This window comes from Exiguobacterium sp. s57, assembly GCF_018617685.1.
GTDB classification, from domain to species: Bacteria; Bacillota; Bacilli; order Exiguobacteriales; family Exiguobacteriaceae; genus Exiguobacterium; species Exiguobacterium marinum.
Genome location: NZ_JACSKR010000001.1, coordinates 1,171,267 through 1,187,062, shown reverse-complemented (window position 1 = coordinate 1,187,062; position 15,796 = coordinate 1,171,267). Strand labels below are relative to the sequence as shown.

12 protein-coding genes are annotated in these 15,796 nt (G+C 50.4%); all 12 read left to right on the top strand.

Features of this window, described 5'->3' with window-relative positions; genetic code table 11:
* Nucleotides 1–128: 128 nt before the first annotated feature.
* The 12 genes from KNO98_RS06005 to KNO98_RS05950 all read left to right on the top strand — a co-directional run bounded on the left by KNO98_RS06005 (nucleotide 129) and on the right by KNO98_RS05950 (nucleotide 15,795).
* Nucleotides 129–623, top strand: a complete 495-nt coding sequence (locus KNO98_RS06005) for a helix-turn-helix domain-containing protein (protein WP_214699784.1) — start codon at nucleotides 129–131, stop codon at nucleotides 621–623.
* A 132-nt stretch (nucleotides 624–755) separates the two neighbouring features.
* Nucleotides 756–1,043: a hypothetical protein gene (locus KNO98_RS06000; protein ID WP_214699782.1), complete on the top strand. Its 288-nt coding sequence runs from the start codon at nucleotides 756–758 to the stop codon at nucleotides 1,041–1,043.
* A 184-nt stretch (nucleotides 1,044–1,227) separates the two neighbouring features.
* A complete protein-coding gene (locus KNO98_RS05995) occupies nucleotides 1,228–3,873 on the top strand; it encodes a glycosyltransferase (RefSeq protein ID WP_214699780.1) in 2,646 nt (881 codons plus the stop codon).
* 9 nt (nucleotides 3,874–3,882) lie between these two features.
* Nucleotides 3,883–4,194 (top strand): hypothetical protein, encoded by a 312-nt coding sequence (locus KNO98_RS05990; RefSeq protein ID WP_026825281.1) that lies wholly within the window; start codon nucleotides 3,883–3,885, stop codon nucleotides 4,192–4,194.
* A 42-nt stretch (nucleotides 4,195–4,236) separates the two neighbouring features.
* Nucleotides 4,237–7,299, top strand: coding sequence for a CgeB family protein (locus tag KNO98_RS05985; protein ID WP_214699778.1), 3,063 nt, complete (start codon nucleotides 4,237–4,239; stop codon nucleotides 7,297–7,299).
* On the top strand, nucleotides 7,296–9,482 hold the full coding sequence (locus tag KNO98_RS05980) for a glycosyltransferase (RefSeq protein WP_214699776.1): 2,187 nt from the start codon (nucleotides 7,296–7,298) through the stop codon (nucleotides 9,480–9,482). Before KNO98_RS05985 ends, KNO98_RS05980 begins: the two co-directional genes overlap by 4 nt.
* 127 nt (nucleotides 9,483–9,609) lie before the next feature.
* Nucleotides 9,610–10,899: a nucleotide sugar dehydrogenase gene (locus tag KNO98_RS05975; RefSeq protein ID WP_026825284.1), complete on the top strand. Its 1,290-nt coding sequence runs from the start codon at nucleotides 9,610–9,612 to the stop codon at nucleotides 10,897–10,899.
* 15 nt (nucleotides 10,900–10,914) lie between these two features.
* The gene (locus KNO98_RS05970) at nucleotides 10,915–11,712 is read left to right on the top strand and encodes an ABC transporter permease (protein WP_026825285.1); all 798 of its coding nucleotides are present in this window, start codon (nucleotides 10,915–10,917) and stop codon (nucleotides 11,710–11,712) included.
* Between the two features lie 10 nt (nucleotides 11,713–11,722).
* Nucleotides 11,723–12,610 carry a teichoic acids export ABC transporter ATP-binding subunit TagH gene (gene tagH / locus KNO98_RS05965; RefSeq protein WP_034770888.1) on the top strand — a complete coding sequence of 296 codons (888 nt, stop codon included), beginning with the start codon at nucleotides 11,723–11,725 and terminating at the stop codon, nucleotides 12,608–12,610.
* Between the two features lie 49 nt (nucleotides 12,611–12,659).
* Complete coding sequence (gene wecB / locus KNO98_RS05960; RefSeq protein ID WP_214699969.1) at nucleotides 12,660–13,760, top strand: non-hydrolyzing UDP-N-acetylglucosamine 2-epimerase; 1,101 nt, start codon at nucleotides 12,660–12,662, stop codon at nucleotides 13,758–13,760.
* A 90-nt stretch (nucleotides 13,761–13,850) separates the two neighbouring features.
* On the top strand, nucleotides 13,851–14,327 hold the full coding sequence (locus KNO98_RS05955; protein ID WP_214699774.1) for a hypothetical protein: 477 nt from the start codon (nucleotides 13,851–13,853) through the stop codon (nucleotides 14,325–14,327).
* A 37-nt stretch (nucleotides 14,328–14,364) separates the two neighbouring features.
* Nucleotides 14,365–15,795, top strand: a complete 1,431-nt coding sequence (locus KNO98_RS05950; RefSeq protein WP_214699772.1) for an MBOAT family O-acyltransferase — start codon at nucleotides 14,365–14,367, stop codon at nucleotides 15,793–15,795.
* The last annotated feature ends 1 nt before the right edge of the window (nucleotide 15,796 follow it).

Sequence of the window (15,796 nt, the reverse complement as noted above, 5' to 3'; positions counted from 1 at the left end):
GGTGTCTATTTTATTGAGATGCTCCAATCGAATTAAATTCATAACTAGTTGTTGAACAAGTAGAAGAGCGGGTATAATATAATTAAGTTTCGTTTGTTTCGTTTGTTTCGAAAGTGAGGATGAGATTTATGCTGAAAGATTATAAAAATCATAAAGATGACATTACGAAAGTGCTTGAACGGGATGCTCAACTTGAAAAAATAGAGGTCGCTGCCGAATTGAATGATGACCTAAAGCATCACAGTGCTATTCGCCGTGCGATCAATGCGCTTAAAGAATATGAGCAAAGCCTTGATATCAAATTGTCAGAACAAGAAGAAGCAATCGTGAGTCAATATACCGTTTCAGAAAACCTCATCCATCTGTTGCCGAAATATCTTACTGTTACAGAGGTCGGAAAATTACTCTCCATCTCTCCTCAAATGGTAAGACGGAAGTGTATGGCAAATGAAATTGAAGCGCATCGTACATTGAACGGAAAAGGGAAATGGCGAATCCCTTCCTCACAATTTGTGAGTCATCCTGACCTAGAAGAACTTTTGCTTGAACTTCAAGAGCAACGACAATCGTCCGAACGACTCGCTTCTGTATTATTACAAGATGCAGATGAAGTGAAAGAGTGAAGTCATAATCGTCAAATACGTGATTGATACAAATGTGATTCGTGATTTGAGCGCACGTTCTAATGACGTTGATGCACAAAAACATCAGAAGCAGTGTCAATACTTTTGGAAAAAATCAAAGAGGATTCTAATGTGATTTTGCTGATTCCAGAAGAGGTGAAAGTAGAACTAGATGTACAACTATTGGCAGAAATCCCACCGAAACCGAATGAACGTCAACGTATTCTCGATGCTGTGAACGATTGTCAAATCGTCCATTTATATCTATTCTTGTCCGAAGCGGATGAAGAGGTTCTGTATGATACGGGTACGGGCAAATATCTATTCATCTCTACTGAATTGCATGAGGCAGTACTGTCAGATGAAGAATTTTCAACGAGACTGGAAGATTACTTTGAGGCTTGGAATCAACTTGATTAGACGTTTTGACATGTCACCATATTGAGAGGGGTATTCCTCGGGACGGATCCATGTGTGGGTCCGTCTTTTTTGATGTAGAACGCCGATTTCTACAGTTGTCATCAAATTGCGACCGACATGTAACTCTGTTAAGATACGATAAGATGAAGAAATACTGATTACTTAAAAAAGGTGGAGCGGACGTATGGATGTAAAAGCGACGCTACGCGACGTGCAAGCGCATATCGCGTGGTTAAAAGAAGAAAAAGAACGAGTCAACCGAAAAGAGGTGTTAGACGGGGATGACTTGATTACCTTAGATGAACTTCCTTCTTTGTCGAGACAGGCGCAACGCCCGCGTCTAGATGACAAACTGTTCGAGGAACAACAATCCGCATTGCAAGAAGAATTAGAAGCCGCCCGGAAGCGCCTCCCTGAACTGGATGTGACACGCATCCAGTCGAACGGGAGCAGTTTTTATGAGAAGGCGAACGTGCATGTCGCGTTCGTCGGACCGGTCAAGCGGGCCCGTGAGCTCGAACGTCTTTGTCACACCCATTACTTTGAGAACGTGACAGGTTTTTTAGAGTTGCTTGAAGCAGAAGACATTGACTTCCTGCTCATCTCGGCGGCGCTCACTGAAGACGAGACGACCGCATTCCATCACATGGGGACACCACGCTCGCACTCCCGTCACTGGCTCGGCAATCTCATTCGCAAGGCGAAGCAAAAGGACATCCGTGTCGTCTTCGAGACGACGCTCGATACGAATCATTTCGACCGCTTCTCTTCACTTGCCGCACAATGTGATTATATCTTCACGGCGAACGAGGAGCGGGTGACAGATTATATAGAAGAAGTCGGACATGAACGGGTCTTTGTCATTCGTCCTGGTGTCGACCCGCTGCATTTCAACCCGATCGGGATGACGCGTGGCAAGACGGACCGCGTCGTCGTGACGAATCATTTCCCTGTATATCGTTTCGCCAAAGATTTGGAGACGCTCGCGCAAGGCGTCCGCGATGCGAATAAAGAGCTCTATGTGATACGTGAGGCGAATGAATCGAAAGCGTCACTCGCACCGAAATCGCTTCAAGATGTCCTCGTCCATGGGGACCCTGAGGATATGGAGAAGCTGAAAGAGACATCGAACTGGGTCCTTCACGTCAACGAAGTGAAGCATAGTCCGACGATGAGTGCACAAGCCATCTATAACGCGCAGGCTCGCGGACAACTCGTCTTGACGAATTACAACGTCGCCGTCAACAACGACTTCCCGAACGTGTTCATCGCGACGAGTGCCTTGGACGCGCAAGGAATCCTAGAAATGTTCAAGACGGACGAAGAGCGTCTGGAGCATCAGCTGTCCGGTGTCCGTACGATTTTCTCGAACCATACGATGTATGACCGCTTCAGCGAGATGATGTTCGTTCTCGGCATCCACCACGAAGTCCGTCGCGACGTCCTCGTCATCGGTCGCGGTGATGTGACGGCGACGCGCGAACAGTTCGAACGCCAATCGTATCCACATAAACGCTTCGTCGCCGAAGCGGACTTACAAGAGGTCGACCTACGCACTGCCGACTTTGTGACAGTGTTTGACGACCGTCACCACTATCTCGACTACTATGTAGAAGACATGGTCAACGCCTTCAAGTACACGGACGTCTCGTTCGTGACGAAAGGGCAGGACACAATCCATGAGTTCGTGGAAGACTATGCTGACGTGGGCTTGACGATGTTTGTAGCAGGTGACGTGTCGCTTGAGACGATTCAAGAAGGCCGCCGTATCGAAGGACAAGGCTATGCCATCGATCATTTCGAACTGCTCGCGGCAGACGATGTGCTCGTCCCGAACGAAGCGGGCGACTATCAGCTTTCGATGATCGTCCCGATTTACAATAACGGTCGCTATCTATTTAACAAATGCTTCTCTAGTCTTCGCCGCAGCTCGATGTTTGAAGACATGGAGATCTGGCTCGTTGACGACGGTTCGACGGATCAAAAGACGATCGGCTATATCGAGCGCCTCGTCCGGAAGTATCCGAACGTCTACACGTACTCGTTCAACGATGGCGGGAGCGGCAGCGCCTCACGTCCACGAAACAAAGGGGTGGAGCTCGCGACGACGCCATACATCGCCTTCCTTGACCCGGACAATGAAGCGGTCAACGACGGCTATGCGGCACTGTTCCGTGTCATGAAAGAGGATGATGCGCTCGATCTCTCTGTCGGCAGCATGTTGAAGCTTGCGAACCGTGAAGCGATGATCGAACTAGAAGACCTCGAGAAAGATGGCGTTCGTGTCATCGAAGACCCGCGGGCATACTTGCTCGAGCACAACTTCAAGGTGCAGAGTATCCAGACGATGGTCATCAAAAAAGACTTCATCGAGAAGCACGATTTGAAACAGGTCATCGGCGCCGTCGGCCAAGACTCGCTCTTCTTCCAAGAGATGTTCTTAAGCGCGGGACGGGTCGCCCTGCTCGACTTGACGATTCATGACTATTACGCGGCCGTCGCCGGTTCGACGGTCAATACGATCACGAAGAAATACTTTATGAAGTGTGTCATCCGGGAGACGGCACGGGCGAAAGCGTTCGCTCGCGAAGGCGTACTCGACCAATACCGTTCGACTCGATTCGAGCGTTTCTTCTCGATGTGGTATCTGGTCTTCTTACGTCGCAGCAAGCCGGAAGAGTTTTTCGACAACGCCGGGATGCTTTATGAAATCATCGAACAGTATCGTCCGATGGAACTAGAGACGCCGATCGTGAAACAGTTCGTCGACTTATATGAATCAGGACAAAAAGAAGAATTGAAGCGTCTCTATTTTGACGCATACTTGTGAGGTGAGACCATGAGCAATGAACTTGAAAAAGAAATCGGATTGTTGAAGCAGCGAATCAAACTTCAAGAAGAAGAGATTCGTCATTTGAAACATGATGAACGGTTGTTACGACAAAAACATCGTCGCCTCGTTCAAAAGTATGGCGACCTTCTCTATACGTTTGAGTGGACCGTGAAGACGTTTGAGAAGAAAGAACAAGCGCTAACAGACGTGAAACGAAAATACGATGTGTTGAACAAGAAGTATCGTCGCCTTGTGCAATCAAAAGCTGGTAAAGCGATTTTGAAAGCGCAGGCTGTCGCACGACGCATTCGCAAATAAAGAATCGAATTCGAGAGAATCGATGATTTGGAGGATATGAGGATGGATTGGCAGAAAAAAGCACGTCGCGCCGCTTACCTTGGGGTACAACGGTCGAAGCGACTCGGTCGTAAAGTGTTGAAGCGACCGAACAAATCGCATCAACTACGAGAAGTCGTACCGAACTGGTATACACGTTCACCTTACGTACATGTCGAAGGGACGGACCTTGTTTTTACCGGGGACGAAGCGGTCAAGCTTACCTATCGTCCTAAACGTGAAAGTGACATCATCTCGGCGAACGATTTGGTCGAATCAGGTCAAAAGACGTTCACGGCCCTAATGCGCGTCAAATCACGTGAAGGATTGATGCCGACGCTACAGTTGGAAATCGTTCGAAAAGGTGGCAGAAAGCGTTTTGTGACCGTACAGGACGGCGACCAAGTCGATGTGACACTCGGAATGGGTGAACAGATCGTCCGGGCGCACTTGAATGTGGAAGGGAAAGGGGCGTTCAGCCTCGTCGAGCTCACGCTCGGGACCCTATCGCTCTGGACGGTAGAAGGGACGGCCGCGAACATTTCGGTCGACGCCTTTGATTTCCGTTATCCGCTTACGTCGACGTCACTCCGCTCCCTCAAACCACAAAGTGAGATTGCTCACTTCGACGCTGACACGCTCGTCGTACGCGCCGAAGGGAACCAATATACACATTACGGTGTCGACGAGATCGCATTGCCACACGTCGATACGGAACGTGGCATCGATTTTGAGACAGGTGACATGGATGACGACTTGTATCGGTTCTACTTAAAAGGGGACCGCACGGGGACAGCGGACGCGTCGCTATTCATTGCGACGTATACAGTGTCCGGGCAGGATCGTTTGATCGAAGTGCCACTCGGACTGAGCGGTATCGTCCGCATCGCACCGTCACACCGTTCCATCCGTTATTTCGTTCGCGTGAACGGGGCGGGGACGCTCGAGAACTTGAACATCGGGATGATTCGCGAGAAGAGTGTCCGTCGTGAGGACATCTTGTCGCTCAAGCCGGACATGTGGACGATCCCGGCACCGGACCTCATCAAATTGAAGAGCCGTGATGACCAGCTCGTCGTCAACTTGAAAGGTGAGGACGATCAGCGCCGCTACATCTCGTACGCCGAGATGAACAACAGCTTCAAGTTGCTCCCGACAGAGTTCCCGTATGAAGTGAAGGCGAACAGTCGCTATCGCGTCACGCTCGACGGTATCGCCGATGAAGATGCGAACGTCGTCCTCTACATCATCGCCTACTCGGCGACAGAGCGTCAGATTATGCAACAAGTTCAAATCGGAAGCGAGAAAGTCTTCTATTTCGACCGGGGCATCCGTTTCCTTCGTTTCGCCCTCCGTGTCGACGGTGTCGGAGAGGCGCGTGTCGACCGCATCCGTGTGGCCGAGGAACTCGTCAGCGACGGTACGGAAAACCCGACGTGGATGGACGTGCGCGAGGCACGCTTCTTCGCACCGGTCCCGCGTGAACTTCACGAACTGAAGGTCGCGGCCATCTTCGATGAGTTCACGATGGCATCATATAAGCCAGAATGTCAGCTCATCACGTTCACACCAGACAACTGGAAGACGGTACTCCTCGATGAGCAACCGGACGTCCTCGTCGTCGAATCGGCGTGGAAAGGGAACGCCGGCGCTTGGGAGAAGAAAATCGTCAAATACGGTACGAACACATGGGAAGAGCTCGACGCGCTTCTCGCTTGGTGCCGTTATCACAATATCCCGACCGTCTTCTGGAATAAAGAAGACCCGATTCACTATGACCGTTTCATCGAGACGGCGAAGCGATTCGACTATGTGTATACGACAGACATGAACCGCGTCCCGAACTATAAAGAAGATTGTGGTCATGACCGGGTCGATGCGTTACCGTTCGCGGCCCAGCCGAAAGAACATAACCCGATCCGCTTACCGGGGACTCGCGAGCCTTACGCGTGTTTCGCCGGTTCGTATTATGCGAACCGTCACGAATCGCGTAAAGCCGACATGGACCGCCTATTCGCGGCGGCAGACAAGTACGGTCTTGCGATTTACGACCGCAACTATGCGATCAATCAACGCGGGGAGAGCGACCAGCTCCAATTCCCAGAACAGTTCCGCCACTCGATTCGCGGCAGTTTGAAATATAACCAGATTGCCAAAGCGTATAAAGGGTATAAAGTCATGTTGAACGTCAACTCGGTAAACGATTCACCGACGATGTTCTCGCGTCGCGTCTTCGAAGGACTCGCCTGTGCGACACCGGTCGTCAGCACACGTTCGGTCGGGGTCGACGCCATGCTTGGGGATTACGTCTTCCTCGACGACGGCGAATCGGACCTAGACGAGACGTTCCGCCGTTTGATGACGGATGACTCATTCTACGAGGACATCGCGATGCGCGGTATGCGTCACGTGTTGACGTATCACACGTACACGCAGCGTCTGGCGAAAATCGTCCAAGACGTCGGCATCCCGTACCGTGTCGACCACGAGAAGATTGCCGTCGTCGCCTTCATCAAGTCGCGCGAAGAGGCAGAGCGTGTCGTCAGTCAGTTCGAGGCACAGAACTACGAGCATAAACACCTCATGATGTTCCTTGATAAGTTCGAGGACCACATCGACGTATACAATACGTACAATACACCGTCGATTTCGACGTATATGCGTAGCTACTTGACGCACTACACGTCGTTCACGGAGATGGTTGAGTCGTACGCTTGGGTCGCTCACTTGAAGTCGGACGATTATTACGGCCCGAACTACTTGAGCGATTATCTGCTCGCGGCACGCTATGCGGAAGCGGACATTCTCACGAAAGAGGATTACTATACGTATGACGGCAAGCTCGTCAAACAAGATCACGATGAGTCGTATCGCTACGTGTTTGACGCGACCCCGTCCCGCTCGCTCGTGCAGCCGTCGGCCCTCCGTTTCTATACGGTCGAGGAGGCCCTCCACATCTTTGAAGCGGACGAGAGCTTGAACGAACTTGCCCGTTCCGGCAAGCGCATCTTCAGTGTCGACCCATATCAATATGTGAAAGCCGGTGCCGCCATGGATGAAGCGGACCGCCAGGAGGTGACGTTATGACGAAGCAACCGCTACGGATCCTCGTATACGGGGACGTCAATTTGAACTTGATCGACGGATCGGCCATCTGGCTCACGTCGGTCGTGCATATGTTGAACCAGGACCCGAACATCGAGGTCGACGTGCTCTTGAAGCGCTCGATCGTGAAGCCGGAAGTGACGGCATCGATCAAACAGCTTGACCGTGTCAACTTCATCGACGTGTTCACGGAAGACTCGACGAAGAAAGACGAGCCGTATTATGAGAAGAAGGTGCTCCAGCCGGAAGAGGCGGCCCAACTCATCCACGAGCTCGTCGAGACGAAGCAGTACGACATGACGTTCATCCGCGGATTCCAGCTCGCCTATGCGCTCTCGGATTATGAACATACAATGAAAAAGACGTGGACGTATCTCACAGACTTCACGCATGACTCGTCGGCCGCGTCACAAGAAGAATTGGCGCGTCTGAAGAAGATTGCGGATCGTTCGGCACGCATGCTTTGTCAGACAGCAGAGATGAAGGCGTACTTCGAGACGTTTTTACAGACACCGAAGCCGTTCCTCATCTTGAACCCGATGATCCCGAACATGCGCGAGGCAACGCCTGCGTTCAAGCGTCAGGCGAAACGCCTCGTCTATACGGGTAAATTCGCGCCGCTCTGGTACTCGACCGAGATTCTCGACGCGCTCGAGAAAGTACGGGTCCGGATGCCGGACGTCGAGTTGAAGGTGGCGGGGGACAAGTTCAACCAAGACCCGAACAACCCGAATTTCCGTAAAGAAGTGACACACCGTCTCCAAACGGATGCGGGCGTTCACTGGTTGAAAGGCATCCCGCGTGCGGACGTCGAGACGCTCATCGAAGAGAGCGACATCGGCATCTCGTGGCGCCACCCGGACCTCGACGACAGTCTCGAATTGTCGACGAAGCTATTAGAATATGGGGCGCTCGGGAAGCCGGTCCTCCTCAACCGCAACAAGATGCACGAGATGTTGCTCGGGTCGAGCTATCCGCTCTTCGTCAACTCGGAAGACGAGTTCGTTGAAAAAGTCGAGCTCGCCTTCACGCATCCGGCCATCTATAAGGATGCGGCGGAACGTCTTTACAACATGGCGAAGCACTATACGTTCGCCAGTACGTTCGAGCGTCTCCGTGACGCGATTTGGGAGATGCAGAAGACAACGATCCTCTTCGCCGGTCATGATTTGAAATTCATTCGCATGTTCATGGAACGTTTCGAGGCCGACCCGAACTATCGGATCCTTGTCGACGAGTGGGACGGACACAAGATTCATGACGTGAATCACAGTAAGGCGTGTCTCGCGCAGGCAGATGTCATTTTCTGTGAGTGGGGACTCGGCAACGCCGTCTGGTACTCGCAACATAAGTTGCCGCACCAGCGTCTCATCGTCCGGATTCATCGTCAGGAAAAAGAGACACCGTTTCCTCGGGAATATGCGCTCGACAACATCGACCGCATCATCCTCGTCTCACCGTATATGTTAGAAGAGATGCACCGTCTCTTCAGCATCCCGCGTCACCAGATGACGGTCATCTACAACGCCGTCGATGCGGACAAACTCGACAAGCCGAAACGAGCGGACGATTTGACGTTCCGTCTCGGTATGATCGGGATGAACCCGAAATTGAAACGTCCAGACCTCGCGCTCGATGTGCTCGAAGAACTATTGAAGACGGACAAACGGTATCAGCTCCACTTCAAAGGGCACCATCCAAAAGATGTCTATTGGATCGGCAAACGGGAAGAAGAGAGTGCGTACTACGAAGCGTTATTGAAACGGATCGACGAATCGGACCTTCTTCGTGACCACGTCCACTTCGATGGACATGGCAATGACGTCGACACATGGCTCCAATCGATCGGCTTCGTCTTCTCGACGAGTGATTTGGAGAGCTTCCATCTCGCACCGGCCGAAGCGATGGCATCGGGGGCGTATCCGCTCATCCGTCACTGGACGGGTGCGGAGACGATTTATCCGGACGAACTGCTCGTCACGGATACGTCGAAATTTGTCGATACGATCCTCTCTTATAAAGAAGATACCGAGAAGCTGATGACGGACGCGAAAGTCTATCAAGTATACGCCCGTAAACATTTTGCGCTCGATCGTCTCTATCGAGAGATGGAACAAATCATTCTAGGCAAAACACACGAACAATTTGCGACGACATTGTCATGAAAATGTAATTGCACCAAAGAATTGTTCAAGAGTATAATGAGTATTGTTTTATTATCGAATGTGAAATAAAATGATGGACAATGCGCTATTTAAAAAGCGCGTCAAAACATTTGGAGGTTACCACACAATGAAAGTATGTACAGTAGGTCTTGGATATATCGGATTACCGACATCGGCTGTCTTTGCGAACTATGGCGTCGACGTCGTCGGAGTCGATATCTCACAACATGTTGTTGATAAATTGAACCGTGGAGAAATCCACATTGAAGAGCCAGGTCTCGGCGAAATGGTCGCAGACGTCGTGGCAAAAGGGAAATTCCGCGCATCACTCTCACCAGAGAAAGCTGATGCCTTCATCATCGCCGTACCAACACCAAACAACGACGACGAGCACAAATCATGTGACTTGACGTACGTCTTGGATGCGACACGTAAAGTGTTGCCATTCGTTGAAAAAGGCAACGTCATCATCGTCGAATCGACAATCGCGCCACGTACGATGGACGACTTCGTCAAACCACTCGTCGAAGAAGCTGGATTCACTGTCGGTGAAGACATCTTCCTCGTACACTGCCCAGAGCGTGTATTGCCTGGACAAATCCTTGATGAGCTCGTGCACAATAACCGGATCGTCGGTGGGATCACGACTGAATGTGCAGAAGCAGGCGCACGCGTCTACGGTACATTCGTTGAAGGAGAGATCGTGAAAACGGATGCGAAGACGGCAGAAATGTCAAAACTCATGGAAAACACGTTCCGTGACGTCAACATCGCACTCGCGAACGAACTCGCGAAAGTATGTAACGACCTAGACATCAACGTTCTTGACGTCATCGAGATGGCGAACAAGCACCCACGTGTCAACTTGCACAGCCCAGGTCCTGGTGTCGGTGGACACTGCCTCGCGGTCGACCCGTACTTCATCGTCGCGAAATCACCGGATCTTGCGAAAATCATCAACTTGTCACGTGAGACGAACGTCTCGATGCCACACTACGTCGCAGACAACGTTCAGAAGTTGACAGCTGGAATCGAAGACGCGAAAGTCGCAGTCTTTGGTGTGACGTACAAAGGAAACGTCGACGACATGCGTGAGAGCCCAGCGGTTGAAATCGCTGAAATCTTGCTTGACCGTGGCGTAAACATTTCGGTTCACGATTCACACGTTGAAAAATCAACGTCAAGCCGTTTCGAGCTCGTTTCAAAAGAAGAAGCACTCAAAGACGCGGACCTCGTCCTCGTCCTCGTTGACCACAATGAGTTCAAAGTCCTCGACTTTGCAGAACTCAACGCATCAATGCGTCGTCCGATGATCTTCGACACACGTAACATCGTGAAACCAAACGGTGAAGACGTAGCGGTCGTCAACTACGGCAACCTCTACAAATATACAAAGGAAACGAATCTCGTTCTTTGATTCAGGTGAATGAACATGTTTAAATCCGCGAAAGCTATTCTTTCAGAGCTAAAATCGAGCTTGTATTTGATTTTCCGTCTCGCGACATATGAGACGCGAAGCAACAACTCGATGCAGTACCTCGGATTTTTATGGGAGTTCGTGACACCGTTATTGCAGATTGGAGTTTACTGGTTCGTATTTGGATTTGGTATTCGAAGCGGCAGGCCGATTGATGGCGTGCCGTTTCTGCCATGGTTGGTCGCGGGGATTGTCGTCTGGTTCTTTATCGCCTCGGCCATCACCTCGACGGCCCGGTCCGTCTATTCAAAAATCGGCATGGTCTCCAAAATGAGCTTCCCAATCTCAACGATTCCGGCATACGTCTTGCTCGCACTCTTCTATCGCCACGTGGCGTTAGTCGGTGTATCGTTTATCTTAATGTGGGCATTCGGATTCCCGATGGGGCTGCATTCTTTATGGTTTATCTACTTGGCGTTCAGTGCACTCGCGCTTCTTTATTCACTCGCCTTGATTACGTCCGCGCTCACGACGATCGTGCGCGATCTTCAAAACCTTCTTCAATCGATGATGCGGATGTTGATGTATTTGACGCCGATTTTTTGGGTACCGCCGGCGAATCTCGCGAGTATCCTACAAATCAATCCGCTCTATTATTTAGTCGAAGGGTATCGGTCGATGTTCCTCGGAAGCGACTGGTTGGCGACTAACTGGGCGTACGGTCTCTATTACTGGGCCATCGTCCTCGTTCTCTTCTTCGCCGGGTCGATGATTCATTTACGTTTCCGTCGACACTTCATCGATTACATTTGAGGAGGACCTTATGTACCAGGTTAAATTTGAAAACGTATCGAAACGATATACGCTCTATAACAAGCCATCTGATAAGCTGAAGGAGATTTTCTTCAGTAAAGCAAGTGGCAAACAGTTTTACGCACTTCGCAATGTCACGTTTGAAGTTCCTCCTGGAGAAGTGGTCGGGATCATCGGCATTAACGGGTCAGGCAAGTCGACGATGTCGAACTTGCTGGCTGATGTGATGCCACCGACCCACGGGAAAATCGAACTTCATGGAAAGACAGCGCTGATTGCCATTTCTTCAGGATTGAACGGCAACTTGACGGGGCTCGAGAACATCGAGCTCAAAGGGTTGATGCTCGGGATGACGAAACAAGAAATTATCGATTTGACACCGGCCATCATTGAGTTCGCCGATATCGGTGACTTTATCAGTCAACCGGTCAAAACGTATTCGAGTGGGATGAAGTCCCGCCTTGGATTCGCCATCTCAATCAATGTCGACCCGGACATTCTCGTCATCGATGAGGCGCTCTCAGTCGGGGACCAAACGTTCACCGACAAGTGCCTCGCCAAGATGAACGAGTTTAAAGATCAAGGGAAGACGATTTTCTTCATCAGTCACTCGGTCTCACAAGTCCGCCAATTCTGTACGCTCGGCCTCTGGCTCGAGTTCGGAGAAGTGCGCGAGTACGGACCGGTCAATGAAGTCGTTGGGGAATACAACAAGTTTTTGAAATGGTTCCGCAACTTGTCAAAAGAACAGCAGGATTCGTTCAAAGCCGACAAGCTCAAACGTCGTACGACGGTCGTCGATGCGACGGAGCTCGGGGAGACGTATATCTTGCCACCTTTGACAGAAGAACAACTACAAACACGTCATTCGTCGGTCGCTGTATCGAGCGAAGCGTGAGCAATTGGGAGGAGGAAGCACGGTGAAGTCAGACCGTGCGAAACGACCTATGAAAAAAGTCATGACCGTCTTTGGGACGCGACCAGAAGCCATCAAAATGGCACCACTCGTACTTGAGTTGAAAAAACGTGAAGGGGTAGAACCGATTGTCGTCGTGACAGCACAGCACCGTCAAATGCTTGACCAAGTGCTCGAGCTGTTCGAAATCAAACCGGACTACGACCTTGACATCATGAAAGACAAGCAGACGCTTTACGATGTCACGTCACGTGTATTGAAAGGGATGGGCGAAGTCATCGCTGAAACGAAGCCAGACATCGTCTTAGTCCATGGGGACACGACGACGACATTCGCGGCGTCACTTGCAGCCTTCTACAACCAAGTCGCAGTCGGTCACGTTGAGGCTGGCCTGCGCACACACAACAAATATTCACCATTCCCGGAAGAGATGAACCGCCAATTGACGGGTGTCATGGCTGACCTTCATTTCGCGCCGACGGAAACGTCGCGTGACAACCTCCTTCGTGAAGGCAAAAATGAAGAGATGATCTTCGTCACAGGTAATACGGCGATCGATGCACTCAAGACGACAGTACGCGATGACTATGCGAGCGAACTGCTCGACAGCATCCGTTCGCAAGGTCGTCGTCTCGTCATGCTGACGGCACACCGTCGTGAAAACTTGGGCGAGCCGATGCGCAACATGTTCCGCGCGGTACGTCGTTTAATCGAAAAATATGACGATATCGAAGTCGTGTATCCCGTGCATATGAACCCGGTCGTCCGTGAACTCGCCAACGAGATCCTTCACGATGTCGAACGTGTCCACTTGATCGAACCACTCGACGTCTTCGACTTCCATAACTACGCGGCGACGTCGCACTTGATCTTGACAGATTCAGGTGGTGTCCAAGAAGAAGCACCATCTCTCGGTGTCCCTGTCCTCGTTCTTCGTGACACGACAGAACGCCCAGAAGGTGTGGCGGCAGGAACGCTCAAACTCGCAGGGATTGAAGAAGAGAATATCTTCTCACTTGCGGACGAGCTCTTGTCGGACGAAGCGGCATACAAAGCGATGTCACAAGCATCAAACCCTTACGGTGATGGTGAGGCGTCACGTCGAATCGTCGATGCTATCCTTGCCAACTAAATGAAAGCGAATAGAGTTGTTTTGTGCCCAGCACAGCAACTCTTTTCTATATCATCATTATCATCATTCTAATGATTCGGAGGTGCTTGTATGTCAACGAAACGAATTCGTCCGGCGATTTATCATTACTATCCACGCGGGACGCAAAAAAATCATTTAACGATGCGTGAAGAAGAGTACAAGACAGAAGTCACATTTTTACCACAAGCGTTATCGGACTCCATTTACGTCCAATTGTTTGATTTAAAGTTTGAGATTCCACCGTCTAAAATCTTTTTAGCAGACGCTAAAATGGATGAAGGCGAAGAAATGGAAGTGCAGACATCGGTTTATGTCGAAGGCGATCGCACCGTTCGATTTGAACTATATGTGATGCAGTATTCAGACGAAGAACGTCTTTCAAACAAACGCTTTTCACTCACATTGAATCCGGGGAATAATCCGATTGAAGAAGTCGTAAAACAGATGGAAGGGGCCAAGTATTTCAAGATGTCGTACAAATACATCGTCGAGACGCTCGAACCGACCACAGTACGCTTCGATGACCTCTATGTAACGTTCCGCTGAACGTAGCAAGTCTTAAGGGAGAAAGGGACCATTCGGTATGTTATTTAGTTCCACGGTATTTCTATTTTATTTCTTGCCGGTCGTACTATTGCTTTACTTCGTATCACCACGCTGGCTGAAGAATACAATCTTACTCATTTCGAGTTTGTTCTTCTATGCATGGGGAGAACCACGATTCGTCCTCATCATGCTCGCATCGATCGTCATGAACTATGCGTTCGGCTTCATGGTCGACAAGTATCGTGAAGATGCAAAGAAGATCAAATGGACGATGACGCTCATGCTTCTCGGGAACCTCGGGATGCTCGGTGTCTTCAAATATGCGAGCTTCTTCGTCGAGAACGTCAACTCGGTATTCGGCTTCTCGCTGAATGACCCGGACATTCCACTTCCGCTTGGAATCTCGTTCTTCACGTTCCAAGCGATGAGTTACGTCATCGACGTATATCGGAACGATGGACGCTTACAGAAGAACTTGTTTGATTTGGCGCTCTATGTATCGTTCTTCCCGCAGTTGATTGCCGGACCGATCGTTCGTTATCAAACGGTCGCCGATGAGATCGTGGATCGCCGTGAGACGGTCGATGACTTCGTTTCAGGGATCCAACGTTTCGTCATTGGTTTAGGGAAGAAGATGATTTTGGCGAACAGTTGTGGGTATGTGGCGGACCAAGTGTTCAGTCAATCGGCCGGGGACCTGTCGACGACACTCGCTTGGATCGGAATCATCGCCTACTCGCTCCAAATTTATTTTGATTTCTCAGGTTATTCGGATATGGCCATCGGACTCGGACGGATGTTCGGGTTCCATTTCCTTGAGAACTTCAATTATCCGTACATTTCGAAATCGGTGTCTGAATTTTGGCGTCGTTGGCACATCTCGCTCGGAAGCTGGTTCCGAGACTACGTGTACATTCCACTCGGCGGGAATCGCCAAGGTCCATGGAAGACGTATCGCAACTTGACGATCGTTTGGTTATTGACCGGCGTATGGCACGGGGCGAGTTGGACATTCATCGCTTGGGGTCTCTACTATGGGGTCTTCATCATGTTCGAACGGGCATTTCTTGGGAAATGGATCGCAGCATGGCCGGCGTGGCTCGCTCATGCGTTCACGTTGTTCGTCGTCGTCATCGGTTGGGTCTTCTTCCGAGCTGATAACTTCACGTACGCCATCGACTATCTTCAAGTCATGTTCGGCTTACACGGTGGCGAAGTGTTCGACCAAACGGCTTATTACTATCTCGTTCAATACGGAACGGTCCTTCTGTTGGCAACTGTCGCAGCGACACCGCTTCCGAAAATGCTAGTCGCTCATTTCTTGCGTCACGAGGTGGATTCAGATCGACCAGTCCTCGCCGCAAGCGCAGGTCTTGCACGAGCAGCCTATATTTTGCTCATCTTCGGCATTTCGATTTCGTATGTCGTGTCGAGCACATTCAACCCGTTTATTTATTTCCGGTTCTAAG

Excerpts from the sequence above, each read along its gene's own strand:
- KNO98_RS06005 (WP_214699784.1), top strand. The coding sequence starts at position 129 with ATGCTGAAAGATTATAAAAATCATAAAGATGACATTACGAAAGTGCTT.
- KNO98_RS05995 (WP_214699780.1), top strand. The coding sequence starts at position 1,228 with ATGGATGTAAAAGCGACGCTACGCGACGTGCAAGCGCATATCGCGTGG.
- KNO98_RS05990 (WP_026825281.1), top strand. The coding sequence starts at position 3,883 with ATGAGCAATGAACTTGAAAAAGAAATCGGATTGTTGAAGCAGCGAATC.
- KNO98_RS05985 (WP_214699778.1), top strand. The coding sequence starts at position 4,237 with ATGGATTGGCAGAAAAAAGCACGTCGCGCCGCTTACCTTGGGGTACAA.
- KNO98_RS05980 (WP_214699776.1), top strand. The coding sequence starts at position 7,296 with ATGACGAAGCAACCGCTACGGATCCTCGTATACGGGGACGTCAATTTG.
- KNO98_RS05975 (WP_026825284.1), top strand. The coding sequence starts at position 9,610 with ATGAAAGTATGTACAGTAGGTCTTGGATATATCGGATTACCGACATCG.
- KNO98_RS05970 (WP_026825285.1), top strand. The coding sequence starts at position 10,915 with ATGTTTAAATCCGCGAAAGCTATTCTTTCAGAGCTAAAATCGAGCTTG.
- tagH (WP_034770888.1), top strand. The coding sequence starts at position 11,723 with ATGTACCAGGTTAAATTTGAAAACGTATCGAAACGATATACGCTCTAT.
- wecB (WP_214699969.1), top strand. The coding sequence starts at position 12,660 with ATGAAAAAAGTCATGACCGTCTTTGGGACGCGACCAGAAGCCATCAAA.
- KNO98_RS05955 (WP_214699774.1), top strand. The coding sequence starts at position 13,851 with ATGTCAACGAAACGAATTCGTCCGGCGATTTATCATTACTATCCACGC.
- KNO98_RS05950 (WP_214699772.1), top strand. The coding sequence starts at position 14,365 with ATGTTATTTAGTTCCACGGTATTTCTATTTTATTTCTTGCCGGTCGTA.